Consider the following 26,671-nt stretch of genomic DNA (forward strand, 5'->3'; position numbering starts at 1 on the left):
TTTTTATTCTGATGCAACTGCACGGTCTCAATAGATCAATCCACCACCATCTACAGATAATGTGGATCCGGTAATAAAGGAGGCTTCATCCGATGCCAGGAACAAGATCGCTGAAGCCACTTCATCCGGGTTTCCAATCCTCCTGAGGGCATTCGAATGAGAAATCACCGACCATTTCCGTTCATCCTGTTTCCACCCTTCAATAATGTTTGTATCGATGACACCGGGAGCTATAGCATTTACCCGGATTCCATCTTTTCCGTACTCCAGAGCGGCATTTTGCGTCAACAACACCACTCCGCCTTTTGCAGCATTATAGGCTGATACGTATTTTCTCCCCTTCAATCCAAGAAGGCTTGAAACGTTCACAATGACCCCGCCTTTTTTCATAAGTTCCGGTACACTATACTTCATCCCCAGGAATATACTCTTTAAGTTGGTATCAACGACATCATCCCATTCTGTTTCTTCTAAATCGATACTCCTTACCTCTGACTGCCCGATTCCGGCATTATTAACGAGGATGTCCAAACTTCCGAAATGCTCGACCGTTTTATGTACGAGCTCTTGCATGCTTTCACTGTCTCTGACATTCGTCCTTACATACATCGCATGCCCATTCTTTTCCCTGATGAGTCTTACCGTTTCCTCCCCCCTAGATTCATCCAGATCTGCCACAACGACTGATGCCCCTTCTTCAGAAAATCTTAAAGCGGTCGCACGTCCTATTCCACCGCCTCCTCCAGTGATGATCGAAACCATTCCCGATAGCCTCATATTCAATCACTCTCGCTTCCTAGCTCTCTACCGGAGAGGCTTTTTGATATTTTCTCAGTTCTAATTTTGCGAGTTGGGCACGGTGTACTTCATCAGGTCCGTCGGCAAGTCGTAATGTACGGGCGTTCGCCCACTGTGCCGCCATCGAATGATCACCTGATACCCCGGCCGCCCCAAATGCCTGAATGGCCCGGTCTAACACCCGTAACGCCATGGAAGGGGCCACTACCTTGATCATCGCGATTTCCTGTTTGGCCAATTTATTCCCTACGGTGTCCATCATATAAGCAGCTTTCATGGTCAGAAGGCGAGCCTGCTCGATTTCAATACGTGAATCAGCGATCCATTCCATCACGACCCCCTGACTTGAGAGCGTCTTTCCGAATGCTTCCCTGTTTTGAACACGCTTACATAATTCTTCAAGCGCCCTTTCCGCTGCACCGATCAAACGCATGCAATGATGGATCCTGCCTGGTCCTAATCGCCCTTGAGCAATGGCAAAACCTTTCCCTTCCGCCCAGATCATATTTTCCAGGGGCACCCGCACATCGGTAAAGGTGATTTCTCCATGACCATGAGGAGCATGATCGTATCCAAAGACCGGAAGCATCCGTTCGATTTTCACACCCTCCGCGTCCAATGGGACGATGATCATCGATTGCTGCTCATGTCGTCTTGCATCAGGGTCTGTTTTCCCCATTAAGATGGAGAAAGTGCACCGGGGATCCCCAGCGCCGGAAGACCACCATTTCCTGGCATTGATGACGTATTCATCCCCATCCCGAACGATGCTTGCCTTGATATTTGTGGCATCGGATGAAGCGACTTCCGGCTCCGTCATCGAGAAACAGGAGCGGATCTCACCATTCAGGAGGGGGATCAGGTATCGCTCCTTTTGGGCAGGGGTTCCATACCGCTCCAACACTTCCATATTACCGGTATCGGGAGCGTTGCAGTTGAATACTTCCGGACCGATCAAAGACCTGCCCATGATTTCGCAAAGCGGTGCATATTCCACATTACTTAATCCCGCCCCATATTCACTTTCTGGTAGAAATAAGTTCCATAACCCTTGTTTCCTTGCTTCTTCTTTTAATTCTTCCATGATGGGCGGGACTGAACTCCATCGGGTGTCCTGCTTGTTTAATTGCTGTTCATAAAGGGATTCATTCGGGTATACGAACTCTTCCATAAAGCGGGAGAGTTTATTTTGATATTCTTGTACTTTTGGAGAATAGGAGAACTCCATGACATCCAACCTTCCTTTTTAGAAGTAATCTTTTTACATCGCTGATGAGCCGCCATCCACCACAAGGACCGAACCTGTTACAAAATCAGAGGCACGGGAAGCAAGGAAAAGAGCCGCCCCTTTTAAATCATCTTCGCTTCCGAATCGATTTAACGGCGTACCTTCTAAAATGGCTTCCCCGGCATGGGAGAGGATCCCCTTTGACATTTTTGTCGGAAAGAAGCCTGGTGCGATTGCGTTAACATGGACTCCGCGAGAGCCCCATTTCACGGCAAGATCCTTGGTGAAGTTGATGACTGCTGCTTTACTTGTACTATAGCCGATGGCATCCATATATCTTGGGTCCGTTCCTTGAAGACCCGCTACAGACGCGATATTGATGATTTTCCCTTCATTCTGTGCTAACATCAGCTTTCCTACGGCCTGTGACATAATGAAGGTCCCGTTCACATTTACGTTCATGACTTTATGCCATGCCTCGAGGGGCATTTCTTCTGCAGGAGCCCCCCATGAAGCTCCGCTGTTATTCACCAGGATGTCAATTCGTCCAAATGCTTTTTGGCTTTCATCCACAACCCTCGCGACGTCTTCCGGATCCGTGACATCACATTGAAAGGAAAGTGCTTGTACACCCATACCCTCTAAATTCTTTTTGACTTCATCACATGCTTCTACATTTCTTGAACAGATGACAACATTTGCTCCTGCTTCCGCAAAACAGGTTGCAATCTGCTTTCCAAGACCCCTGCCTCCACCAGTCACCAGTGCCACCTTACCGGATAAATCAAACAATTCCTTTACATGCATTTTCCTGCCTCCCTCTTTCATACAGTCATTCACACACCAAGATACTAACCGGTCGGTATGTTACTTCTATAGTAAATAATATAGTCTGAATTTTCAATCATAAACACTTAAAAACATGTAAAATTTCCTTTTCCAATAAAAAAGCCGACTCACCAAAAATGAGCCGGCCCGCCATTTAAGCTTCAGCTTCGATCATTTCTTTATTATAGGTTTCCGTATCCAGTTCTCCCGTTACCTTACTCGTGATGATTCCAGATGTCATCGCACCACTCACATTAACGGCTGTCCGGCCCATGTCGATTAAAGGTTCGATTGAAATCAAAAGACCCGCTAACGCCACCGGCAGGTCCATGGCAGAAAGGACGAGGATAGCAGCAAATGTGGCACCGCCGCCAACTCCTGCGACACCGAAGGAGCTGATGGCAACAATGGCAATGAGCGTGAAAATAAATGTTGGGGTAAAGGGATTGATGCCAACCGTAGGTGCGATCATGACGGCAAGCATAGCCGGGTACACGCCGGCACATCCGTTTTGCCCGATGGATAATCCGAAAGATCCCGAAAAGTTGGCGATCCCTTCAGAAACACCCAGTTTATTTTTCTGGGTTTGAATATTAAGGGGCAACGTCCCTGCACTGGATCTTGAGGTAAAGGCAAAAGCCAATACGGGAAGTACTTTTTTCACGTATGTGACCGGATTCAGTCCTGTAAGCGTCAATAATACTAAATGGATCAAGAACATAATAATAAGGGCAACATAGGACGCCCCTACAAATTCACCCAGTTTCATGATGGCATCGAAATCACTCAGTGCGACTGTTTTAGCCATGATGGCCAGCACACCGAATGGCGTCAGCCTCAATACCAGGGTCACAATTCTCATGACGACAGCATAGATGGAATCCACGATTTTCTTGAAAAATTCCGCCGCTTCAGGTTCCTTTCGCTGAACCCCTAAATAGGCGATGCCGATGAAGGCTGCAAAAATTACAACAGCTATGGTCGACGTGGCTCTTTCTCCGGTTAAATCAAGGAAAGGATTCTGAGGCAGGAGTTCCAGGATTTTTTGAGGATAGCTTTGGCCTTCTAAAGCCGCTGCCCTCTCCTCCAGCTGAACACCCCTTGCCGCTTCGGCATTTCCTTGATCAATTTGGATGGCTTCCAGGTCGAATGCTGCAGTTGTCGCAATACCTACTGCAGCCGCGACTGCAGTCGTCCCCACAAGCAATCCGATGATCAATACAGAAATTTTACCGAGATTGGAAGATCGTTTTAATTTTGAAAAGGCTGAAAGGATCGATACGAATACGAGTGGCATGACTATCATCTGAAGCAGCTTAATATAACCCGTTCCCACAATATTGAACCATTCAATCGATTGGGTGACATTTTCATCCCCTGCTTCATACACCCACTGTAAACCGAGACCGAAAACAATTCCCAGTCCGAGTGCAGCAAACACCCGTTTTGAAAACGAAACATTTTTTCTTTGCATATGAAATAGTACACCAATGAGAACAAGAAACACCAAAATGTTCAACAAAACAAACCAGACATTCATTCTAAACCCTCCCTCTTATCGTTGATAGTGATACAAGTTAGACCGGGGTCTACTGTATCGTATGATAGAAGAGGGCAGGATATGTTGTTTTGTCCGGTGATTTTCTAGAAAGATTTTAACAAACTATCCTGAACCCCTTGAAAGAGAGTATGGGTACGCTCCGGATGTTTTGAAATCGCCGAGATGACAGCCACACCATCGGATCCTGCTTCCATTACTTTATGGACATTTCCCGAATGGATGCCTCCAATTCCGACCACGGGGAGACGGATCCCCGTTTTTCTCATAGATTCAATCACCTTTGGTCCTTGGACGGGTCTGCAATCATTCTTAGTTGTAGTTTGAAACATGGGACCCACACCCAGATAATCCGCTCCCGATTCTAAAGCGAGTTGTGCTTCCCTCACATTATGAGCGGAAATACCAAGTATTTTATCACCCAACTTCTTTCGGACCACTCCGATTGATTCGTCCTCCTGTCCTATATGTACACCATCTGCACCCATTGTCAAAGCCAACTCCACATCATCATTGATAATAAAGGGAACCCTGTACTTTTGACATACATGCTGGAGTTCAAGAGCCAGTTCCATCATGGGCTTTCCCTCCAGACAACGAGTCCCCTTTTCCCGAAATTGAAACATGGTAACCCCGCCCGAGAGTGCTTCTTCCAAAACATCGACAGGAGATCTTTCACAATTTTGACTGCCCATCACGAAATATAGCTTTAAGGAGTCTCTAAGATTCATAGTTTGACTCCTTCATGATAGGCCCAATGATTCGTTGGCCCATGTCCACTCCCGATCCCGAGTGAATGTGAGATGGCAGCTGTAATAAATCCCTTGGCAGTATGGACTGAATCAAAGACGGTGTTCCCTTTTGCCAATTCTGCCGTGATGACCGCAGAGAACGTACAGCCCGTTCCATGCGTATGGGGTGTAGAAATTCTTGGACTTGTAAACTCAAAGAATTCTTTCCCATCATAAAGAATGTCAGTCGCATAAGATGATTGAGATTGTGATTGGTGACCGCCTTTAATGATCACATGTTTGGCCCCCATCCCGTATAGATCCTCAGCAGCTTTCCGGCAAACACCAACATCCCGTATCTCTCTTCCCGTTAAAGCTTCTGCTTCAGGGATATTGGGTGTGATGACGTAAGCAACCGGGATCAGACGATTGATCAACGCTTCAATGGATTTTTCTCCTAATAAAGAAGCTCCCCCTTTGGCAATCATCACAGGATCCACTATAAGCTTCTCCCATCCGGAGGAGCTGGCGAAATCCGCAACAGAAGCAATGATCTCTTCATTCACCAACATTCCGGTTTTTACGGCTTGGGGCGGCAAATCTTCATTAATGGAAGTCAATTGTTCCAAGACTTCTGATGCCGACGATGGAAATACACCCTGCACCCCTTTTGTATTTTGAGCTGTCACGGCTGTTACGGCAGACATCCCATAGACATGACACTCTTGAAACGTTTTTAGATCCGCCTGAATGCCGGCGCCACCACCACTATCCGACCCTGCAATCGTCAATGCTTTATATACCATCTGTCCCACTCCTCTATTAACCAAAATAACGATGATAAATTGATTTTGCTTCCTTCATTTCTTTCGTTCCATGGATAAGCGCCCGTCCGTCATAAAATAAGACTATTTGGAGGGAATCGACCTTGAATCGGATCAAATAAGGATTCCTTTCCACTTGCTTGCCCTGGTTCTCAAGTGTTTTTGAAATGTCCAAGAGATTAACAGCGTGCCTTGACGCTGGCCGGATTTGCACGGAATCCCGTCCACATAGGACGGCCGTTTTCGTTTGATTCTCATATCGAAGACTTGGGTACATTCGATGAACACCACACGAGGGACACTCTTCTTTTTTCAACTTCCTTACATCAAGAGACGTATGTTCATTTTTCCATAAATCGAAAGAGACGACCCTATGGCTGAGAGATTCATAATCTTCCACCAACATTTTCAGTGCCTCGGTCGTTTGATGGGTGACCACCTGGGAGACGGCAGGACTGATGATTCCTGCTGTATCACAGGTCAAGCCCCCTATCGGAACTTCATCGATTAAACAGTGAAGGCAAGGTGTGACACCGGGGAGAATGCTGAATGAAATGCCATAACTCCCCACGCATGCTCCATAGATCCAGGGAATGGAATATTTTTGAGATACATCATTTATGATCATCCTCGTTTCAAAGTTATCTGTAGCATCGATGATCAGGTCTGCACCCATGGCCAAGTTCACTAACTCTTCAGGCATGACATCGAGAATATGTGCTTCGATATCAACTGTTGAATTAATTTCCCCCAGTCTCTTTTTAGCAGCGATCGCCTTCGGTAGTCGACTTTTTGCATCTTCCTCATTGTAGAGCTGCTGTCGTTGCAGATTGCTCCATTCGACGTAATCACGGTCCACGATCGTCAGCTTTCCAATTCCGGCACGAACGAGGACTTCTGCGTTCCCCGTGCCCAAAGCTCCTGCTCCAATGACCAGTACATGTTTATCCCTTATTCTTTCCTGACCTTCACTTCCAATGGGTGAAAATAAAATTTGTCTTGAATACCTCTCCTTATTCAAACACTCATCCCCTCCTTCGGGCTGCTCGCTGAAGCATAGGGCTTTCGGGGGATTCTTCCGGCTTCATATCCAAAACGGCCACCTTCAATTGCAAGCCTCATGGCATTGGCCATTTTAACAGGATCTTTCGCCTGTGATACCGCCGTGTTCAACAACACAGCATCTGCACCCAGTTCCATAGCATAAGCAGCATCAGCAGGAGATCCGATTCCAGCATCAACGATGACCGGTACCTTTGCCTGCTCAATAATGAAACGGAGGTTTACGGGGTTCACAATTCCCTGCCCCGATCCGATCGGGGATGCACCGGGCATAATGGCATGTGCGCCCAACTCTTCCAATTTTCTCGCAAGAACCACATCATCGGAAGTATATGGGAGGACGGTAAATCCTTCTTTGAGCAGTTCTTCCGTTGCTTTCAGGGTTTCAACCGGGTCCGGCAATAGTGTTTTATCACAACCGATTACTTCCACTTTAATCATGTCACAAAGTCCCGATGCCCTGGCTAACTGTGCATGCCGCACCGCTTCACCAGCAGTTTTTGCGCCAGCCGTGTTCGGTAATAATGAGTAGCTCTCCAAGTCGAGCTTTTCCAGGAAGTTTGGTTGATTGGGCTCGAATATATTCATTCTCCTTACCGTGAACGTAAGAATCTCTGCCCCAGAAACCTCCACCGCTTCCTTCTGTATATCAAAATCAGGATACTTCCCTGTCCCTAACAATAATCTTGAATGAAATGTATAATTTCCGATTTTCAACATCTCAACCGCCTCCTACAAATTGGACCAATTCAATGGTATCTCCATTTTCAACTGTTGCCTTTTCATGCTCGTATGCCCGTAATATAATGTGATTTTTTTCGACCATGATTGTACGATTCTTCAATTTATAATGGTGTATAAGATCGTCTATCGTCTTGACTGTGTCTGGCACGGTTACCAGCTGTCCATTAATCCTTAATTCCACTTTCTCAACTCCCCATGTGTGAATGTAGTAATGGATTCTCTTTGCCTTCCATCAGGTCTGCCATCATGACTCCCGTTATGGGAGCAAGGAGGATGCCATTCCGGTAGTGGCCCGTTGCAATGGAAAGCCCTTCAAAGCTTTCGCTCCTTTCGATGACAGGCAGTCCTCCTTTTGTTTGAGGCCGTATCCCTGACCAGGCTCTTTCCCAATCGGCATGGATCAGGTCTGGTAAAATTTCTGTAGCTTTCTGCATTAAACTCATCATTCCACTAACGGAAATGGTTTCATCAAAGGTGTGCGCATGTTCTGTTGCTCCTATTAAAAATCGGCCACCCACCTTTGGGACAATGTAGCAGCCCTCGGTGAAAATGGTCCTCTCCACCAATTTCCTGGAGTATTTCACCGAAAAGCATTCACCTTTAACTGGAAAAGAGTGAAGTGTCAAGCCGACTCTCTCCAGTAGTGATTGACTCCACGCACCGCCTGCAACGATGATTTCAGATGCATAATAGGGGCAGATCGATGTTTGGACTCCCACTATCCTGCTTCCTTTAACAATAAAGTCATGGACTTCCGTATACTCCTTGATATCAGCCCCTAGTCTGACTGACGCGTGGCCCAGTGCTTTTGTCAGCTTTGCGGCCGACACGTTCCCGTCACGCGGAATGAACAAACCGCCGGTTGCCTGCTTAGAGAGATAAGGTTCGAAGGTTGATAGTTTTGGAGAGGATAGCCATTCAACCCCTTCATCCTGATCCATTTTGGAAGCAACACTTACTAACGTCTGTGCCTCTTCCTCTGTCCTTGCCAGTTTGATCATTCCATTTTCCACATACTCTATATCCATACCGGTTAGTTCTTTTAATTCCTGTGCAAGGGCAGGGTACATATTCCGGCTTTTCTGCGCCAGGCGATAGAGGGGGCTTCCCCCATTGAGCTCCGTATGGACCCCTAGCATCCCCGCTGCAGCTTTTGAGGCTCTGGATGCCAATTGTTCCTTCTCAATCAGCAATCCTTTTTTTCCTCTTTTGGAAAGCTGATACAGAATCGAGCAGCCGATCACACCTCCCCCAACAATCACCACATCATATGCTTTCGCCAAGCTGTTTCACCTCCTTATGGATTGCCTGATAATAAGCCCGTACTGCTTCAAGAGGGTCTTCTGAAAGAAAGATCCCCGATAATACCGCGATACCTTTAGCCCCGGTTCTCAAAATGTCCTCAACCCGTCCGGGTGTAATCCCCCCGATGGCGATAATGGGAAGGGGAATGTTCAATACGATGTCTTCCAAATTGACAATCCCTGTGCCTTGCTTCCCTGGTTTCGACATTGTTTCATAGATATTCCCATATAGGAGAAAATCGGCTCCTTCGTCACATGCCCAAAGTGCTTCTTGCATGCTGTGCACCGATGAACCGACCTTCAAAGATGGAAAACGTTCCTTCACAAGAGCAACAGGAGCACTATGATGCGAAAGCTGGACTCCTCTCACATGTTTCATCCAAGCGATGTCTGCACGATCATTGATGCACAGCTTCCTTAACGGAATACCAGCAGCTGTTAATTCATCAACGGTTTCAATCAACTCCGCAGTTGTCCAGGTTTTTTCACGGATATGAAGCATATCGATATAGGGGTGGATGGTTTTCGATATTTCCACCAATACTTCCCTTGATTGCTGACCAGTGGAAATGACATGTAGCCGTCTTCTCTTTTCAATTTCCATAGCGAACATCTCCCGTCGGAAATAGTGGTAGATAAATAGAAAGAATGTAACTTATGGAAACCATGAGTATGATGCTCCCCATAAAATAGCCATCAAATTTCGATAATCCGACTTTGTAGAAATAGGTTCTCTCCCCATCACCCTCAAAGCCTTTCGTATCCATGGCAACTGCAATTCTGTGAGCCCTCCTGATACTTTGTGCCAGCAAGGGGATGGAATAAGACTGTATGGTATGGAAAAGTTTCGTATAGCCCGTTCGTTCACGGGTGCCCCTGACTTTCAGTGCATTCCGAATGGTAGTGAATTCTTCGATCATGATGGGGATCAGCCTTATACCGGCCATAAAACTATAAGCGTACTTCGGCTTAAGGCCCAATTGTTGCATAAGTGAATAAAACAGGAGGACAGGTCTCGTCGTCAAAGCAAACATTAGGCCTAAAACAGCGAATAGGAATGCCCTTAAACCAATGTGAAACCCCCTATAAAAACTTTCCTCTGTTACATGGATCATCCCCCAGGTAAACCACGTCGTCTCTCCTTTCCCAAACATGATCATCGAGGATGCCGTAGAGAGAAAGACAAGGAAAAATGGCATGGCCATCAGCGTCACTAACCTCTTTGAATATCCAGAGAATGACCACAATAAAAGGAAAGTGAACAAGGTCAAATACACGAGCCAGTTCAGGTAATGAACGAAAAGTAAAAACAGAAAAAGCGCAACCATTACGATCAATTTCATACTCGGGTTAATGCGATGTAGCCAGGTGTGTTTATGAGCTATTTCCATGTTCATAATGCTTCACTCCTCGCTGCTTCTACATCCGCATCCTGAACCACTCTTCCTTCTTCGACGGTCCAAATCCTGGTTGCATAGTGTTGGATGATTCTGATATCGTGAGTCACCATCAAGATGGTGACGCCTTCACACTGTAATTCAAGTAGCATCTCGAGCAATTCAAATGTATTGTGAGCGTCCTGTCCGAAAGTTGGTTCATCCAATAACAGAATCTCCTTACCGGGAACGATGGAAGCTGCAACACTCAGTCTGCGTTTTTGACCCACGGATAACGAATAAGGATGTTGTACCTTACATGAACGAAGATTGAATCGCTGGAGTAGCTCATAAACCTTTCTCTCTATGCTTTCTTCGCTCAAATCCTTTAGCCGGTAACTATAGGCCACTTCGTCAAAAACGGAATGGGTGACAAATTGTAATTCGGGATTTTGAAAAACGAAGGCACATTCTTGAGAAATCTTTTTCCCTTTCATCTGTACTCCGTTTAATTCGTACGTCCCGCTAGTACGGTTGAATTTCATTAAGCTGTGCAGTAATGTTGATTTCCCTGCACCATTCCTTCCTGTAATAGCAATCCATTCCCCTTCGCGGATCACGGCATAGGGCAGGTGAATCTTCTCTTTCTTTTGAATATAGCCTTTAAAGTCCTCCATTCTTGCAATCACAGGTCCGAATGAGGGACTCTCCCTCATCTGACGGGATGACAGATATTCCTCCCATGCGCCCGAGTACCAGACACCCAAGTTCTTCAACGAATCTTTGTTTTGGTTCAGGATCCACTCTTTCGCTCCATCCGCCATAATGGTTCCATCGGCATCGAAAAGAATGATTCGATCGATCATGTCAAGAACGTGATCAAGTTTATGCTCTACGATCACCAGGGTCTTATCTAAACCGATTTCTTTGATTGTTTTCCAGACAGACTTTGTACTTTCCTCATCCAATAATGAAGTCGGTTCGTCCAGGAACAAGGTATCGGGTCTCAGGGCAAGCGCAGAAGCAATGGCCAATTTCTGCTTCATGCCTCCTGATAATGTTGAGATTTTCGTATGGGGATCCTCAAGTTCCAGTCCCACCTCCGATAGCAGCCATTGTATTTCCCCTTTCATCTCTTCACGGGGAGTCTGTAAATTCTCCAGCACAAAGGCTAATTCTTCATCCACAAATGGCATACAAAATTGCGAATCCGGATCTTGGAATACATAGCCATAGGAATCAGACACCTCCAATTTTGCAGCCCTCATGGGAACATCCACGGAGCGGGGGATCACTCCGGATAAAACATGTAAAAGTGTTGACTTCCCGCATCCTGATGGACCCAATAGCAATACTTTCTCCCCTTCATTGATAGAAAGACTGACTTCATTAAACATCCGTTTCCCTGTTCCGGGATAGGTAAGTCGAAGGTTTTCGACATGCATAAGCATCATCCCCTTTACTGGTTCAATACATCGTAATCATCCTGACTTGCACGTCTGACCAGACTTGTGACTCCGGTTTTCTCGAGGGCCCTGACCAAATAAAATGATCCTGCACCTGCGATGACAATCGATCCCAGTAATCTTGCAAAGATAAACAATGACAGATTCCAAAGGACTAAATCTCCCATATACCCTTTCATGTAATCCATGAAGATGGATCCCCATGCAGAACCGAACGCAGCAAAACATATAATCGAAAGATCATAGCGTCTATATTTCGTCAGGAAGAAAACCGATTCTGCCATTAACCCTTGAATGACTCCGAATAAAAGGACCTCGAGTCCCCATTCAGAGCCCATGAGAAACTCTCCTGAAGAAGCGGCGATTTCGGCTAAAAGGGCGAAGCCGGGTTTACGGATGATCAAGAATGCTACTGTGGCCGCCATGAACCACATTCCATAGATGAGTTGGTCTGCATGCAACCCGATCGGCTTCAACAAGTTATAAAATGGGCCCCAAAGCTTATAAATGACCCCGAACATGATGGAAATGACCACCGTCACTAAAACATCGGTTAGTTTTAATTTAGACATGGTGTCCGCTCATTTCTTTCCCTGCATCCAGTGCATGCTGAAACGGCCATTTTTCAAGGGTGTAAGCCATCTCCCAAAACTGCCATTCATAAATGCTGCTCAAAATGAAATTTTCTTTCATTCTTTCTTTATCGTGTTGGGTCATTGTTTCTGCCAATTCATCAAGACGATTGATTTGTTCCTCCACTAACTCTTTAAACCATTCCCCACCGTATGCCTCAATCCATTCCTGATACACCGGTTGTTCCGGCGTGCATGATTTCAAGCGTTCCCCGATCTCATAATAGAGCCAGTAACATGGGAGGATCGCCGCCAGGATATCAGCTAAGCCCCCATATCTTGCGGAACGATACATATGGGACGTATAAGCGTACGCTGTAGGAGCCGGTTTGAAATTCTTTTTTTCTTCATCCGCGATCCCTAAACGTTTAGAGAAATTTTCATGAAGAGAAAGCTCTGCTTCATTGGTTCCTACAGCGTGGGATGCCATTCGTGATGTGGTATGTAAGTCCAATGCTTTTGCAGCACCAAGCGCCTGCACCTTCGAGAAATGTGAAAGGTAATAGGCATCTTGCAAGAGGTAGTACTTGAACTTCTCGATGGGGAGAGTCCCATCCCCGATCCCTTTGACGAAAGGATGATCGAAGCTTGCGTCCCAAATGTCGTTGACTTCGTTTCGTAACGCTGTTGAAAATGTCATGATTTCCTGCTCCTTTTCCAGACGACCCGAAATGGGCAACAAAAAAAGCCACTTTCCATTATGCATACAGCATACAGAAAGTGGCTTGAGATCAGAATAATAGAATTATATTCTATGTGACCGTCAAACACCACTTCCCTACGCTGGTCTCAACCAGATCAGGTTCAAAGGGTCTTAAAGTCACACTTTAATCTCAGCCTTTTCGAAGGCACCCCTAGTGGATCGTCTTATGAAATTTTGTTTTCGATGTTATCGTATCATGATTCAAATAGTTGTCAACTTAAAAAAAGTAAATCTCGATTCTAACACGATTTCAAATTAGCTGTCGGACTCAATGACAGCCAGAGGTTCAGTATGATTAATTCTACAGAAAATTATTTTTGAAATAAGTTTGTCTATCCATTTTCCTCTTCTTATTAATTATGAATAAACATTCAATGTAATGAATTGTTATAAAAAGGGGACGGACCTTCAAAAAGGTCCGTCCCTCGGTTTATTTAAACCATCCTTTTTCTTTGGATTGTGTGATGGCTTCGATTCGGTTTTTCACTTCCAGCTTGTCGAGTATAGTGGAGATATAGTTCCTTACAGTACCTGTTTTAAGCTTTAGTTCATCGGCGATTTCCTTTGTGTTTTTTCCATCGGCAACGAGCTCGAGTACTTCTTTTTCACGGTCTGTGAGGGGATTTTCTTCGCTGTAGACATCATCCATCAGCTCCGGTGCATAGATACGCTTACCATCCATCACAAGCCGGATAGAGTTCGCCAGTTCCTCACTCGGACTGTCCTTCAACAAATACCCTTTCACTCCACCCTTTAATGCCCGCTGAAAGTAGCCTGATCTGGCAAAAGTGGTAAGGATGATCACCTTACAATCTTCCCCTTTTAATTCCTCTGCCGCTTCAAGCCCCGTTTTTTCAGGCATTTCAATATCCATGATACAAATATCCGGCTTCAGTTCATGAACGAGGGAAATGGCTTCTTCTCCATTGCCTGCTTTTCCTACCACTTCCATATCATCTTCAAGGCTCAATAGAGACCCCAATGCGCCCAACAGCATCCGCTGATCTTCTGCAATCACAATTCGAATCATTCCATTCCCTCCCTGTCTGTCTGCTTGATTACTTTCGGAACCCTCATGATCAAGGTGGTACCATCCACCGAAACGATTTCAAGGCTTCCGTTGACAAATTCCAACCGCTCTCTCATCCCGATCAGACCACTGCCTTTGGACTGAGTATAGTCACTCCCGATCCCCACACCATCATCCTTCACCACAATGGTCATCTCTTTATCCGATTCCTCGATGATCAATTCACAAGTGGAAGCCTTGCTGTGTTTTACTACATTGGTGACAGCCTCTTTCAAGCACATGCTTAAGATGTTTTCTAAAAAGAGTGAGGTTTGAGGAAGGGTGGTGTCCTCAGTCATACGGAATTCGATCTCAGCTGCCTTCAGGAGCTGCTTGATCCTGACGATTTCATCTTTCAATCGAATCCCCCTCATCTGGGAGACCATCGTCCTGACCTCACTCAATGCGGTTCTTGCCGTTTGCTGGACGTCCTGTAATTCACTTCTGGCCTGCTCCGGATCCTTGTACACCAATTTTCTCGCAAGATCACTTTTCAGTCCGATCAATGAAAGCTTTTGACCAAGTGTATCGTGCAGATCCCTGGCAATTCTCTGACGCTCTTCCTGTTTGACAAGATCCGATATCCGCTTATTAGCATCTTCCAGTTGGTCTTCCAGCTGGACCTGTTTATTTCGATTATAAATATTGAATGGAAGCAGGATGACGCTGATCCAGATAATCAGAATGAAGGGAAACTGGGAAATGAATAATTCGTCCTGCAGCACGAAGTTATAATTGATAGATGCCGTCGTCAGGACTAGATGAATGATGTAAAGGGTCAAAAATGCAACCCGGTTTTTTATATTCCCGTTATAGTAAGCAATGTAAAAAGCAAAATAAATAAAATTAAACTGGATGGTCATGGTGATAGATATCGCAATCAATATCGATGTCCATAAATAAACCGGCCAATCCTTCGAGAGAAAAGCAAAGCGTAAAGAAATAAAAAATGTAATGGTCAAGAAAATCCCCACCGCAATTTCAATCGTAGAAGAAGATTGAAAGATAAAGTAAAATGGCAGAATGCTGATAATACTCCATATGTAGGGGGAAATACCTGAACCTCTTTGAATATTGATTAATTTTTTCGGCATTTGCACGCTGAATACCTCTTTTGTTTTCAATGTTTTGAATATGTTTCCTATATTATGACATATATGAACCTGATTTTCACATGTTGCCTTTGAGTATTTATTGGTCTTCAGGGGTGTCTGAATACTAGTATTTTCGGTTTTGAATTCTTTTTTGCTTCTCCATGATCTCATAGGATTTCTGAATGATGTCTGTTAAGACGTCACCTTTATAGACTCTACCAATTTTTGTGTTCTGCTGATAGTATTCTACAATTTCATCCAATTTCTCCGACGTTTCTTTATCAACCCTTACATTAAGTTGCATTCTTCCTTGATCTGACAAGGTTCGCCCTCCTATTCTATCAATGTGATATCATCTGCTAGCACTTTGTTATCACAAGTATATCAGATGATATCACATATACATACAGTTCAATTGTCATATTTATCTTGGAATAGCAAAACAGCCCGGGCAAATTTCTCCCGGGCTGTTTTCCCATATTAGTTGTCTTCAATCGTGACTGTTACCGGATCGATATCCATCTTAACTTCGAGGAATGAATAATCATCTTTGTTCCCGTCCCGGTACCCCCAGAAGCCTTCTGTCTGATTTCCTTTTCTGAAGGTAAGTTGAAATCCTTCATCTTGAGAAAAGCTAAAGCTTTTCACTTCATCCTGACCATAATTATCAAGCAGACTATGGCTTAAGTACTTTGCAAGTGCCGGGTGCGGAGTTAATACTCCCGTATGTGGTGCCGCGTTATATTCGTAGTATTCGTAGTCTTTTGTCGACATTTTGTGGTCGCTGATTGTGAATACTTTCGATTCTACATTGTATTGATCACCTGATGTGATCCAAGATAAACGGATATCTTTATACGTATGAGTTGATGGCGACAGCTCTGACTGACTTAAATCCACTAGTGATACACCGCCTCTTCCTTTTACTTCAACCGTTTTGGATGCGTTATCCACGATCATTGCGGTGTCCTCGTCGATTCCATAAGATAATTCATTTTCTTTTCCATAGACTGCTGCCGTTGCAATCAGACGTCCCAATCGTGCTTTTTTATCAAAGTGCTGGTCAACGATGCCATATGGGAAGAATCCAAGCCCCTGCTCAAGATACCCGGGTCCGCCTTCTTGCTGGGACATGCCATCATACGTTTCCGTAAACCCTTTTGATAGTGTGTCGTAGCTTCCACCGCCTGCAATCATCACATCACTCATGATGGCGGCTCCTGCACTTGTACCACCAAGAACTGCTCCATTTCGGTAAATTTCCCACATATTGCTGAGCGCCTGTGATTTCGTTCCGTCTTCGTTCAATAAAGATTGTGTGATATTCGTTTGATCGCCTCCCACAAACCAGATCCCATCATACTCCAGGATGCGTTTTGCAAGACCAGAATCATTCTTATTGTCCATCCAATCTTCTTCATTTTCTTCCGTCCCTTTAAAGTCATGATTGGATATAGGAAGGATATCGATGTTGTCCGCCTGTACTCCATATGAGGTCAAATCTTCTTTAAAGGCATGTGAGGACTTCAAGCTGGAACTTGCTGCCGGGACGATCCCGATTTTCCCATTTTCACCCGCACGATTAATGAATTCATTATAAACTTCTTCATTGCTGCTGCCTAAAGCCCCGCCGACAATCACCAAGCTTCCTTTTGTTTCAGGATCAAAAGAACTCTCGGGAACGTCGAGCGTAGATTTCTTAAAGTCTTGTTGTAGACGATCTTTATCACTAAAATTGACTTTCACAGGAGATACATCCATTTTCACATGAAGAATGGAATAAGAATCTTTTTGACCATCCTCATAACCCCAGTAGCCATTTGTTTCATCCGTTTGTTTGAATATAAGCTCAAATCCATTTCCTTTACTATCATAAAGATAGCTGGATACTTCTTCTACCGCTTCATTGTCTACCAACGAATATGAAAGATAGTACGGCAATGTCCCATACGACGATAAGACCCCGGTGGCAGGAAGAGGTTTAAAGTTGTAATATTCATATTCCTTTGTTTCGACCTTATCCTCAGCTATGGTGAATTCTTTCGTTTTCACCTGTAGCTTATCACCTGGGGAGAGATAGCTGATATCAAGATCACGAATCCCGCTTCCGGTTGTAGTTGAGCCAGAAGTATCTACAATGGTCACATTGGATCTACCCAATACGGAAATGGTCCCTTCCTGATTGTTCACAACCATCGCCGTATCCTCATCGATTCCATAGGCTAATTTTTCATCAGCCGTTTTATAACGTAAGGCCGTGGCGGCTAACCTGCCAAGGCGGGAGCGTTCATTGAAATGTTGATCGACAATGCCCCATTGAAAGAATCCCAGTCCCTTCTCAATATAAACTGGTGCATATTCGTCTTCCGGATTAGATACGTCCTCTGTTGTAAATTCCTGACGGAGGCCCCCTAAGCTGTCTCCACCCGTTATCATCACGTCACTCATGATGGCGGCTCCGGCGCTTGTCCCGCCAAGTACGGCACCTTTCCGGTAAATCCCCCATATTTCTTCCAGTGCTTTTGTCCTTTCCCCATTCTCTTTCATTAATGTATCGGTTATTTTCAGCTGGTCACCACCGACAAACCAAATACCTGTGAGTTTTTTTATCCTTTTGGTGATGTGATGATTTTCAGCGTTTTTCTTCCATTTACTTTCATCCTCTTCTGTCCCTTTGAAATCATGAGAAGAAAAAGGAAGGATTTCAATGGATTTTTCATCCACTCCATATGAGATCAAATCTTCTTTGAATTGAACGGAAGACTTCATAGAACCGGAAGCGGATGGAATGATCCCTATTTTAGCTTCCTTCTTTCCTCCGGATAATTCAATGAACTTTTCATACACATGCGAGTTACTGCTCCCTAATGCCCCTCCAACAATCACCAGGTTCCCTTTAATGTTCTTTTCATTCTTTTTGGCCATGATTCCAGTAGTAGCCATACTCCCGATCAATGCCAAAACAGTCAATACAACGATTCCTTTCTTCACTTTCCCCCAATAACCAATCATCAACCATTCTCCCTTCCAATCATTCTTTCATAAAGGTAACATGCAAATTTCATGCCAACTCTGAAATCTCCGAATTATCAGTCAAAAATGCAGGAATGGGTTCTAATTGGATCTTTCTGGTGACCAAGACTTTACCCAATAACAAAAAGCACCATCCCCTTTCTTCAGAAATGAAGGGGATGATGCTTTCGATACACTTTACGCAATATGTTCTTCGCAGTAAGCAAGAAGGAGCCTTTCTTCGTCTTCTTCCAATTCAAAGTCCAGGAAGGACTCCGTGTTTCTTTCAATGATCGCAGATTGTACGAGCCTTGCTCCATTTTCGTCCCGGACAAAGATGGCTTTTATATAAATACCCTGTTCCGAATACAGTTCATCGTCTTCGGGTACTTCAACATCCAGCATCACTTCATAACGATCCCCACTTAAAATCCCTGTTGGGTCTTTAAGTTCTTCCACATGATGATTGGTAATATTCATTTATCTATCTTCCTTTCACTATCAAACAAGTTTCTGCTTATCCACCTATTATACACGTTCCGTCCCCCATTTAAAAATGTATTCCTATCTGTCCACTAAAGGATATAAATAGGCTTCCTTCCCAAACTCCGCTATAATAATGATAGATCTACTGTTTAAGGAGAGATTTGAAGTGAACTCTAAAGAAATGCAGGAAAAAATCATCCAGAATTATCAGAAGGACGAACATATGATGATCCTTGTGTTTGCACAATGGTGTGTGAATCACGACCTCGATCCCACTGAACTTTATCAAAGGGCGTATCCCCAACAGGGAGATAATCCCGCCCTGCAGCAAGGAATCGACTTGACCGTTTCAAAAGAAGAGTCTGAAGAAATTCCAGACACCACTATACTAGGTGTCCTATCCCTATTCGGGAACGATGACCTGGCTCATGTAGTAACGGAAGAAATCAGCAAACGTACGAAAGAAAAACGATAAATTCACATAGAGGGACGGACCTTTAACAAGGTCCGTCCCTCTGTTATTTTCACATAAAGTCAAAGTAATAACGAATGATGTGAAAGAAGATGGGCGATGTATAAGCGAGGCTGTCGACACGATTGAGGTAGCTTTCTTTTAGCGCAGCTACTCTTTCTTGATTGCCGATGAGAAGGTCACGCTTCAATACGGATATTGTCAAGCTTCCAACAAAACCGCTGATGCTGATGATGAGCCCAGACAGAATGCCAAATCGAATGTCAAGGGGGGTTAAAAAAGGATACAAGAAATATGACACTCCGGTTGTAACCACCATCGCCGATAGAAACCCTTCCCATGTAATGTACGGATTTGAAGTAGGAACCACCTTCCTCTTTCCGATATACATGGAGACAACAAATTGAACGATATCGCTCACCTGGGTTAGCACGACCAGGAAAAGGACAAGATTAGCCCCATATTCAGGGCTTGCAATCTGGTAATATGCGAGGTGACTTAAACCAAACACCATCAGCATAATCCCCCATTGGGTTGAGCTTACGGAGCGCAGGAATCCGAGTGTCCCTTTTCCTAAAAGCCGGGGCAGGGGAAGCAGTAGAAATACGTAAACGGGAATAAACACTATGAACATGCCATACCATCCTATATAGATCCAGTAAAACTGAATCGGGATCGATACATAAGCCCATAAGAATATCCGCCTGTCGGCTTTCCGTGTCTTCATCATGGAGAAATACTCTTTGAGGGAAAAGAAACATAGAACCATTAACGAAAACATGGATATAACAGGATTAAATAAAGTCGCCAAACAAAATACCACGAACATTCCCCACCATGCTTTCACTCTTAGAGATATCCCGGAGAAGTCTTTTCCCCTTTGGTTTCTTTTTATTTGTAAAAACAAGACGTTGACAATGACCAATCCTGAAAAAATAATAAATAAAGTCCAAATGGCCGAATCCATTTTCATCCCCCTCCTCAAATGACCATATTCAAACGGTGCATTTATTGTATAATTAAGCATATGGGAAATTCTACTACTTTAAAAGAGGGAATGAGCTATGGAGAGTAAATATATTTTTATTTTACTGACGGATACAGGAACCCTGTTTACAAAGTCCATCAAAAAGTACACAAAAGCCCCATACAATCATGCGTCCATTTCCTTCGACCGTGAACTGACCGAGTTATACAGCTTTGGCCGGAAACATCCTAACAACCCCATAAATGGAGGATTTGTCAGAGAGGATATCTTTCATGGAACATACAGCAAATATCCACATACCACTTGCGTAATTTATCAATTGGAGGTAACGGATAGGGATATTGAAAAAATGAAGCGGGTATTAAACGTCTTTAAAAGGAGCCGCAAAAAATTCCTCTATAATATTCTTGGGGTGTTCGGTGTATCCATGAATGAGCCTGTCGAATTCAGCAACTCCTACTTTTGTTCCCAGTTCGTAGCAGAGATTCTTCAACGTTCCGGTATCAAACTTTGGGATAAGCTGCCTGCGCTGATCACTCCGGAAGATTTCAGAAAGCACCCCCAATTCCACCTGGTCTATGAAGGAAAGTTGTTCGATTACGAGCCGGTCAAACAAAAAAGGGCAAAATAAAATCCCCCTCGGATTTGTTCGAGAGGGATCGTTCTTTTAGGACTCATCCACAGTTTGAAGAAGGTTGAATAGAAAATCATAAATAAGCTCGTAAACCGTAAGCATGGTCTGACTTTCATCAAAATCACAGTGGTCATTCAAAGTGAAATTCAAGTCCCATAACCCATCTTCTCCATTAAACAACAGATCATAAGATGATTCACCTTCAAGAGACCCGTCTAAATAACTCTCTATCTGACTCAGATACTTCTTTTGCAGTTTTAACCCCAACATCGCATCATATGTACCAAATACGTCATCCACTTCCACAGAAACGGCGTCCACTCCAATCAAAGCGAACCATTTGGATTCAAGGTAAATGAACTCGTTTTTATGTTCTTTCAAATAAGTCATGTGCTGACCCAGAAAGTCATCAGATTCTTCCCCGATCAGTTCTTCGGTTTCTTTATCACAACGCTCGATATATGCATCCCGAAAACGTGAATCCGCTTCCGGGACGGCAACCTCGTCAGCATCCAGTAAACCGTGATTCAACACATAGTCTCTCTCTTGTTTAAACAAGTGAACAGGAATGTCTGATCCTTTCATTTCATCAACATACTGCTGTACTCTTTTCTGTAACATTCAATTCCCTCCACATGGATTACTTCTATATTTCCTTTATGTACTACTCTAACTCCAAGTATACAGGACAATGATCACTTCCGTGAATATCCGAGTGAATTTCGGCTTTTGCTATAGAAGGGGCTAATTGTTCGGAGACGATAAAGTAATCAATCCTCCAGCCGATATTTCGTTCACGTACTTTACTCATATAGGACCACCAACTGAAAGCGTCATCCTTTTCAGGGTATAGATAGCGAAAACTATCGACGAAGCCTTCTTTTAGCAACAGTCCCATTTTCCCTCTTTCTTCATCGGTGAAACCTGAATTTCCACGGTTTGACTTATCATTTTTCAGGTCAATCTCCGTATGCGCAACATTTAAATCACCGCAAAAAATGACCGGTTTATGAAGATTCAAATCCGAGAGATAGTCTCTCAAGGCATCCTCCCATTCAAGACGTTCCTTGATCCTCGAAAGATCTCTTTTCGAGTTAGGTGTATAGACATTCACCAAGTAAAAAGAACCATATTCACATGTAATGATTCTCCCTTCAGGTTCCAAATGATTTTGATTGAAACCATACGAGACTGTCATAGGTTTCTTTTTAGTGAACACGGCAGTGCCTGAATATCCCTTCCGTAAAGCATAATTCCAATATTGGTGGTACCCCTTTAAATCCAAGGAGATTTGCCCTTCTTGAAGCTTGGTTTCCTGAAGACAGAAAATATCTGCATCTATGCTGTGAAAATAATCTAAAAACCCCTTTTTCACACACGCTCTAATTCCGTTTACATTCCATGATACTAATTTCATAGTAATCTATTTAACTCCTTTATACATAACTTTCATCCCTTATTATCCTACCATAAAATCAATACACGTTATTCATTATACTGATATAACATACCGTTTTACCCAATACTATTTCAATATAACTATGTCCTTCCGTTGAAACTTTTGCATAATAAAAACCATGCTTCCGCATGGTTTTTATCGTTTATACTGATTTATTTCAATGGATTAGAATGTTAATGTGACATCTGCGTCCTTTGCGAATTCAAGGAATGTGACTGCTCCACCCACTTCGATTCCATCCACAAATGCTTCTTTATCCAAGCCCATTACATCCATCGTCATTTGGCAACCAATAAAGGAAACCCCCATCTCTTGTGCCATTTCCACTAACTCGGGAATACCGGGTACATTGGCCTTGGCAAATCCCTCTTGGAAGTGTTCTTTTCCTTCGGGCATCGGAAGCTGTTTGTGACCTTCTTTATGGATAAGATTTAATCCTTCAAATGTAAAGAAAATGGCTACTTCCTGATCGGTGGCTGCCGCCGCAGTTGCAATATTAAATACTTTATACGCATCAAATAATCCACCGTTACTTGCGATGATCGCTACTTTTTTACTCATTTTCCATTCCTCCAGATTTCGGTTTTATTCTTCTTATTTTTGTTGTGACCCATGTGGTTTCAATAAAGAAGATTATTTCGTAGGACCTTCCCAAGACATCATTCCACCTGTCATATTAATGACATTGAACCCCTGACTCTCAAGAAATTGTGAAGCTTGTCCACTTCTTCCTCCAGAACGGCATACCATGATATATTCTTTCGTCTTATCTAACTCACCCATACGACTTTCAATCGAACCCAACGGAATATGTTTAGCAGCCGGAATCATTCCTGAAGCGACTTCTTCATCTTCACGAACGTCTATTATGTTTAAAGATTGATTGCCTTCAGTTACTAATTCTTCAACTTGTTTTGCGGTTAATTCTTTCATAATGATTCCTCCCAATTCTCTGATATGAATAACTGTATGTACATATAATATACCTGCATGGGTATTTTGTCAACCAAATAAAAACGTGATGACATAATGATCACCACGCATGGCCCTTTCCTCTACACACTACTTCTTTATATACTCACTTATTTCCTGAAAGATCTCTTCTCTAATCATATTCACCTTTGCAAAGTCCATGGCCCCTATATAGATGGATTCGAGTTGTTCACGAAGCTTCTTAGCTTCTTTTAGATATGAGATTGCTTCATTCATTTTATCCTTATAAGCTTTTGTCGTCCGTTCGATATCGACAGCATATTTTTCATCTGTCCCCTCGGTAATGCATCTTTCATACATATCGATGATTTCGTCTGATTCCCGATCAGGAAAATATTCATGTGGTGCTGTGCTATCAAATATAGCGATCCCTTTTTCTCTGATGATCAGCATATCAAGACTATTGGGGTCAAATCCGCAATGATAAACTTCTACGTCAAATCCTTTCTCTTCTGCAGCAGAAGCAATTTTCTTTAACATCGTTGACTTTCCGGAACCTGCTCGCCCTTTGATAAAGTAGCGCTTCCCGACATCCTCCGTTAAATTCTGAATGTAGTCAACTGCCCCATCAGGAGTAGCGGCACCCAAGAACCGATGTTTGACTGTGGAGGATTTAGGAAGGCTGTTTTCTTCAAAAAAGAGTGAAGTTAACTCGTTTGTCAATTCATTGGCTTTTTCGAAGTCCATGTTCGCAATGTAGATGTCTTCAATGTCATCATGGGCACTCAGGGATGACGCAAAGGTATGATAAGCTTTCTGAAAGAGTGAGGCAATGTGATCATTTAAGGCAAGGATTTCTTCCTTGTGCCCGGTCAGTTCATCACGGTCCCATGCCACTCCTACATTCACATACTCTTCGATCACACCGGGTGCTTTTGGTTCAATAATATGAGGAGCTGTCCCATCTACAATCCCCACACCGAATTCAGGGAGGAGAACACCGTCGATGGATTGATTATCGGAAGCACAATGTAAATAGTCCACGTTTAACCCATTTTCTTCAAAACGTTTTCCAATCGTTTTCATCAATGAGGATTTACCTGTTCCAGGACCACCCTTTAAGATATATATCCGCTCTAATCCATCGAGTACTGAATCATATAGACTGTAGAATCCTTTTGCCGTATTCCCTCCAGCATAGTAATGACGAATCTTCCCTGTCATGAAATCACCCTTTCACATCATTTATTTAAACATATGAAGCGGGAGCTAAATAGGTGAATACCCACAACTAAAGCGGAAGCGGCTTGAACAGAGGCGACCAGCATAAGATGAACATGCTGGAAAGGCGCCCTTTGCCTTTTTGGCATGTTCACCTTATGACCTCGAGCCTCTAGCCGCTGGAGCTGGATGAAACAAAAGCGGAAGCGGCTTGCACGTAAAAAAAAGCATTTCCACGAATGGAAATGCTCTTTTATATGATTATACGTGAATCAATCATCTCCGTTTAGGAAATCCCCGATTCCACCAAGTATACTTCCCTCACCCGTCGAACGCCCTCCACCTGGAGCGTTTGCATAGATCCGTTCCGCTAACCGGCTGAACGGAAGAGACTGTATCCATACCGTACCCGGTCCACGGACAGTAGCAAAAAACAGACCCTCTCCACCAAGGAAAGCCGACTTGATTTTGCCGACATATTCAATGTTGTAGTCCACTTCTTTTGTCATGGCCACTAAACAACCCGTATCCACCCGCAGCACTTCCCCCGGCTGGAGCTCTCTTCTATAAATCGTCCCCCCTGCATGAAGAAAGGCTAAACCGTCCCCTTCAAGTTTCTGCATAATGAAACCTTCTCCACCAAAGAAGCCGGTTCCCAATTTCTTTTGAAAATCGATTCCGACAGACACTCCTTTAGCCGCACAAAGAAAGGCATCCTTTTGACAAATCACTTTACCGCCTAATTCACTTAAATCGACCGGAATGATTTTTCCCGGATAAGGAGCTGCGAAAGATACATGCTTTTTTCCCATTCCCTCATTGGTGAAGACGGTCATGAATAAGCTTTCCCCTGTCAATATACGTTTTCCTGCTCCCACAAGCTTCCCAAGAAAACCTCCAGTCCCGCCTCCTTGAGAGCCATCACCAAAGATTGTTTCCATACCGATACCATCTTCCATCATCATCATGCCACCAGCTTCAGCCACTGCACTTTCTCCCGGATCTAATTCTATCTCGACAAATTGCATATCATCCCCGTGCAATTTGTATTCTATTTCATGTGAATTCATTCCTTTTTCCTCCTCTATAAACATGCATATTTACCTATTCTTCAAGAGGGAGGGATTTCCCTTCTCAAATCCCATTTTCATAATAATTAGAAATCATGAAGAAACCCCCTTTGCGCATATGATCGCAAAGGGGGTTTCAATGATTACTTTTACGGTCGGGGAATATTCTTACCATAAAAGATTTCATCCATTTCCATTTTTAGTTTGTCTGTAATTTCGTCGACCTCATTCTCTTCCAGTCTGTCCTTTGTATAGCCAAATAAGTAATTGTTCAAATCAAATTCTTTCAATTTACATTTTGTGTGGAAGATGTTTTGAGGATAGACATTCACATCGATCATGTCATACTCATCCTTAATTTCTTCCGGAATATAATTCTGAATGGAATTGATGTCATGGTCGATGAATAGTTTCCTTCCATTAATATCCCTGGTGAATCCTCTCACGCGATAATCCATTGTCATGATATCGGTGTCGAAGGAGTGAATTAAATAATTCAATGCCTTCAGGGGAGAAATTTCCCCGCATGTAGAAACATCGATATCTGCCCTGAATGTAGAGATCCCTTCATGTGGATGATACTCCGGGTAGGTATGGACCGTAATATGGCTTTTATCAAGATGCATCGTCACAGTTGAAGGCAAAGGACCGGGTGATTCATCAAAATGCTCCGTCGGCACTTCGACAATCGGCCCTTCCGATACCAGGATGGTGACACTTGCCCCCTGGGGAACATAGTCCTGTTTCGATACGTTCAGTACATGTGCCCCGATGATATCCGAAACATGGGTGAGGATTTTCGTCAATCTATCGGCGTTGTATTGCTCATCAATGTATTCAATATAGGCTTCCCGTTCTTCACGGGTCTTTGTATAACAGATATCATACATATTAAAACTCAACGACTTCGTTAAGTTATTGAATTCATGCAGTTGAATCCGTTCTTCATGAGATAATTTCATTGCTATTTTCCCCCTTT

At 43.7% G+C, this 26,671-nt stretch carries 30 protein-coding genes and 1 riboswitch; of the genes, 2 read left to right on the forward strand and 28 right to left on the reverse strand.

The window, feature by feature from the left end; genetic code table 11:
* Positions 1–27: 27 nt before the first annotated feature.
* From P8596_RS12680 to P8596_RS12775, 20 genes are all read right to left on the reverse strand, one after another.
* A complete protein-coding gene (locus P8596_RS12680) occupies positions 28–777 on the reverse strand; it encodes an SDR family NAD(P)-dependent oxidoreductase (protein ID WP_279727001.1) in 750 nt (249 codons plus the stop codon).
* Between the two features lie 19 nt (positions 778–796).
* Positions 797–2,026 (reverse strand): acyl-CoA dehydrogenase family protein, encoded by a 1,230-nt coding sequence (locus tag P8596_RS12685; protein ID WP_279724061.1) that lies wholly within the window; start codon positions 2,024–2,026, stop codon positions 797–799.
* 33 nt (positions 2,027–2,059) lie between these two features.
* Positions 2,060–2,833 carry an SDR family oxidoreductase gene (locus P8596_RS12690; protein ID WP_254651574.1) on the reverse strand — a complete coding sequence of 258 codons (774 nt, stop codon included), beginning with the start codon at positions 2,831–2,833 and terminating at the stop codon, positions 2,060–2,062.
* Positions 2,834–3,008: 175 nt separating this feature from the next.
* Positions 3,009–4,394: an L-cystine transporter gene (locus tag P8596_RS12695; RefSeq protein WP_279724062.1), complete on the reverse strand. Its 1,386-nt coding sequence runs from the start codon at positions 4,392–4,394 to the stop codon at positions 3,009–3,011.
* A gap of 104 nt (positions 4,395–4,498) precedes the next feature.
* Positions 4,499–5,143: a thiamine phosphate synthase gene (gene thiE, locus P8596_RS12700; protein WP_279724063.1), complete on the reverse strand. Its 645-nt coding sequence runs from the start codon at positions 5,141–5,143 to the stop codon at positions 4,499–4,501.
* A complete protein-coding gene (gene thiD, locus P8596_RS12705; RefSeq protein WP_254651577.1) occupies positions 5,140–5,949 on the reverse strand; it encodes a bifunctional hydroxymethylpyrimidine kinase/phosphomethylpyrimidine kinase in 810 nt (269 codons plus the stop codon). The genes thiE and thiD overlap by 4 nt, the downstream gene beginning before the upstream one ends.
* A gap of 16 nt (positions 5,950–5,965) precedes the next feature.
* On the reverse strand, positions 5,966–6,988 hold the full coding sequence (locus tag P8596_RS12710; protein ID WP_279724064.1) for a thiazole biosynthesis adenylyltransferase ThiF: 1,023 nt from the start codon (positions 6,986–6,988) through the stop codon (positions 5,966–5,968).
* Positions 6,985–7,749, reverse strand: a complete 765-nt coding sequence (locus P8596_RS12715; RefSeq protein ID WP_279724065.1) for a thiazole synthase — start codon at positions 7,747–7,749, stop codon at positions 6,985–6,987. The genes P8596_RS12710 and P8596_RS12715 overlap by 4 nt, the downstream gene beginning before the upstream one ends.
* A 1-nt stretch (position 7,750) precedes the next feature.
* On the reverse strand, positions 7,751–7,954 hold the full coding sequence (thiS, locus tag P8596_RS12720) for a sulfur carrier protein ThiS (protein WP_034759167.1): 204 nt from the start codon (positions 7,952–7,954) through the stop codon (positions 7,751–7,753).
* Between the two features lie 4 nt (positions 7,955–7,958).
* Positions 7,959–9,056, reverse strand: coding sequence for a glycine oxidase ThiO (gene thiO / locus P8596_RS12725; RefSeq protein WP_279724066.1), 1,098 nt, complete (start codon positions 9,054–9,056; stop codon positions 7,959–7,961).
* Complete coding sequence (locus P8596_RS12730) at positions 9,040–9,681, reverse strand: thiamine phosphate synthase (protein ID WP_279724067.1); 642 nt, start codon at positions 9,679–9,681, stop codon at positions 9,040–9,042. Before P8596_RS12730 ends, thiO begins: the two co-directional genes overlap by 17 nt.
* A complete protein-coding gene (locus tag P8596_RS12735) occupies positions 9,671–10,474 on the reverse strand; it encodes an energy-coupling factor transporter transmembrane component T family protein (RefSeq protein WP_279724068.1) in 804 nt (267 codons plus the stop codon). Before P8596_RS12735 ends, P8596_RS12730 begins: the two co-directional genes overlap by 11 nt.
* Positions 10,471–11,898, reverse strand: coding sequence for an ABC transporter ATP-binding protein (locus P8596_RS12740; protein ID WP_279724069.1), 1,428 nt, complete (start codon positions 11,896–11,898; stop codon positions 10,471–10,473). The genes P8596_RS12735 and P8596_RS12740 overlap by 4 nt, the downstream gene beginning before the upstream one ends.
* A 14-nt stretch (positions 11,899–11,912) precedes the next feature.
* Positions 11,913–12,491, reverse strand: a complete 579-nt coding sequence (locus P8596_RS12745; protein WP_279724070.1) for an ECF transporter S component — start codon at positions 12,489–12,491, stop codon at positions 11,913–11,915.
* Positions 12,484–13,191: a thiaminase II gene (tenA, locus tag P8596_RS12750; RefSeq protein ID WP_279724071.1), complete on the reverse strand. Its 708-nt coding sequence runs from the start codon at positions 13,189–13,191 to the stop codon at positions 12,484–12,486. The genes P8596_RS12745 and tenA overlap by 8 nt, the downstream gene beginning before the upstream one ends.
* Positions 13,192–13,309: 118 nt before the next feature.
* Positions 13,310–13,417: riboswitch (TPP riboswitch) on the reverse strand.
* A gap of 267 nt (positions 13,418–13,684) precedes the next feature.
* Positions 13,685–14,284 carry a response regulator transcription factor gene (locus tag P8596_RS12755; RefSeq protein WP_098354525.1) on the reverse strand — a complete coding sequence of 200 codons (600 nt, stop codon included), beginning with the start codon at positions 14,282–14,284 and terminating at the stop codon, positions 13,685–13,687.
* Positions 14,281–15,417, reverse strand: coding sequence for a sensor histidine kinase (locus tag P8596_RS12760; protein ID WP_224519913.1), 1,137 nt, complete (start codon positions 15,415–15,417; stop codon positions 14,281–14,283). The genes P8596_RS12755 and P8596_RS12760 overlap by 4 nt, the downstream gene beginning before the upstream one ends.
* Positions 15,418–15,541: 124 nt before the next feature.
* Complete coding sequence (locus P8596_RS12765; protein ID WP_279724072.1) at positions 15,542–15,739, reverse strand: hypothetical protein; 198 nt, start codon at positions 15,737–15,739, stop codon at positions 15,542–15,544.
* Between the two features lie 158 nt (positions 15,740–15,897).
* The gene (locus tag P8596_RS12770; protein WP_279724073.1) at positions 15,898–18,429 is read right to left on the reverse strand and encodes a cyanophycinase; all 2,532 of its coding nucleotides are present in this window, start codon (positions 18,427–18,429) and stop codon (positions 15,898–15,900) included.
* A gap of 198 nt (positions 18,430–18,627) precedes the next feature.
* Positions 18,628–18,909 carry a DUF6509 family protein gene (locus tag P8596_RS12775; protein WP_034759138.1) on the reverse strand — a complete coding sequence of 94 codons (282 nt, stop codon included), beginning with the start codon at positions 18,907–18,909 and terminating at the stop codon, positions 18,628–18,630.
* 172 nt (positions 18,910–19,081) lie between these two features.
* On the opposite strand from P8596_RS12775, the gene P8596_RS12780 reads away from it, so the two are divergent.
* Positions 19,082–19,390 (forward strand): protein YxiS, encoded by a 309-nt coding sequence (locus tag P8596_RS12780; RefSeq protein WP_279724074.1) that lies wholly within the window; start codon positions 19,082–19,084, stop codon positions 19,388–19,390.
* Between the two features lie 49 nt (positions 19,391–19,439).
* Here the strand turns inward: P8596_RS12780 and P8596_RS12785 are convergent, their stop codons facing one another.
* Entirely contained in the window at positions 19,440–20,354 is a 915-nt protein-coding gene (locus tag P8596_RS12785; protein WP_279724075.1) for a phosphatidate cytidylyltransferase, read from the reverse strand.
* A 97-nt stretch (positions 20,355–20,451) separates the two neighbouring features.
* Here P8596_RS12785 and P8596_RS12790 point away from each other — a divergent pair, with 97 nt between their 5' ends.
* Entirely contained in the window at positions 20,452–21,006 is a 555-nt protein-coding gene (locus P8596_RS12790; protein WP_279724076.1) for a hypothetical protein, read from the forward strand.
* 36 nt (positions 21,007–21,042) lie between these two features.
* Here P8596_RS12790 and P8596_RS12795 read toward each other — a convergent pair whose 3' ends face one another.
* From P8596_RS12795 to speD, 7 genes are all read right to left on the reverse strand, one after another.
* Entirely contained in the window at positions 21,043–21,630 is a 588-nt protein-coding gene (locus P8596_RS12795; protein WP_279724077.1) for a branched-chain amino acid aminotransferase, read from the reverse strand.
* A 43-nt stretch (positions 21,631–21,673) separates the two neighbouring features.
* The gene (locus tag P8596_RS12800; RefSeq protein ID WP_279724078.1) at positions 21,674–22,426 is read right to left on the reverse strand and encodes an exodeoxyribonuclease III; all 753 of its coding nucleotides are present in this window, start codon (positions 22,424–22,426) and stop codon (positions 21,674–21,676) included.
* A gap of 207 nt (positions 22,427–22,633) precedes the next feature.
* A complete protein-coding gene (locus P8596_RS12805) occupies positions 22,634–23,029 on the reverse strand; it encodes a DsrE/DsrF/DrsH-like family protein (protein WP_224519904.1) in 396 nt (131 codons plus the stop codon).
* Between the two features lie 72 nt (positions 23,030–23,101).
* Entirely contained in the window at positions 23,102–23,401 is a 300-nt protein-coding gene (locus P8596_RS12810; RefSeq protein WP_224519903.1) for a rhodanese-like domain-containing protein, read from the reverse strand.
* A 129-nt stretch (positions 23,402–23,530) separates the two neighbouring features.
* Positions 23,531–24,625 carry a PRK06851 family protein gene (locus P8596_RS12815; RefSeq protein ID WP_254651592.1) on the reverse strand — a complete coding sequence of 365 codons (1,095 nt, stop codon included), beginning with the start codon at positions 24,623–24,625 and terminating at the stop codon, positions 23,531–23,533.
* A 269-nt stretch (positions 24,626–24,894) separates the two neighbouring features.
* Complete coding sequence (locus P8596_RS12820) at positions 24,895–25,692, reverse strand: TIGR00266 family protein (RefSeq protein WP_224519901.1); 798 nt, start codon at positions 25,690–25,692, stop codon at positions 24,895–24,897.
* A 149-nt stretch (positions 25,693–25,841) separates the two neighbouring features.
* Complete coding sequence (speD, locus tag P8596_RS12825) at positions 25,842–26,654, reverse strand: adenosylmethionine decarboxylase (RefSeq protein WP_224519899.1); 813 nt, start codon at positions 26,652–26,654, stop codon at positions 25,842–25,844.
* Positions 26,655–26,671: the final 17 nt, after the last annotated feature.

Origin of the sequence: Rossellomorea sp. DA94, from assembly GCF_029834455.1 — a bacterium.
Taxonomy (GTDB): domain Bacteria; phylum Bacillota; class Bacilli; order Bacillales; family Bacillaceae_B; genus Rossellomorea; species Rossellomorea vietnamensis.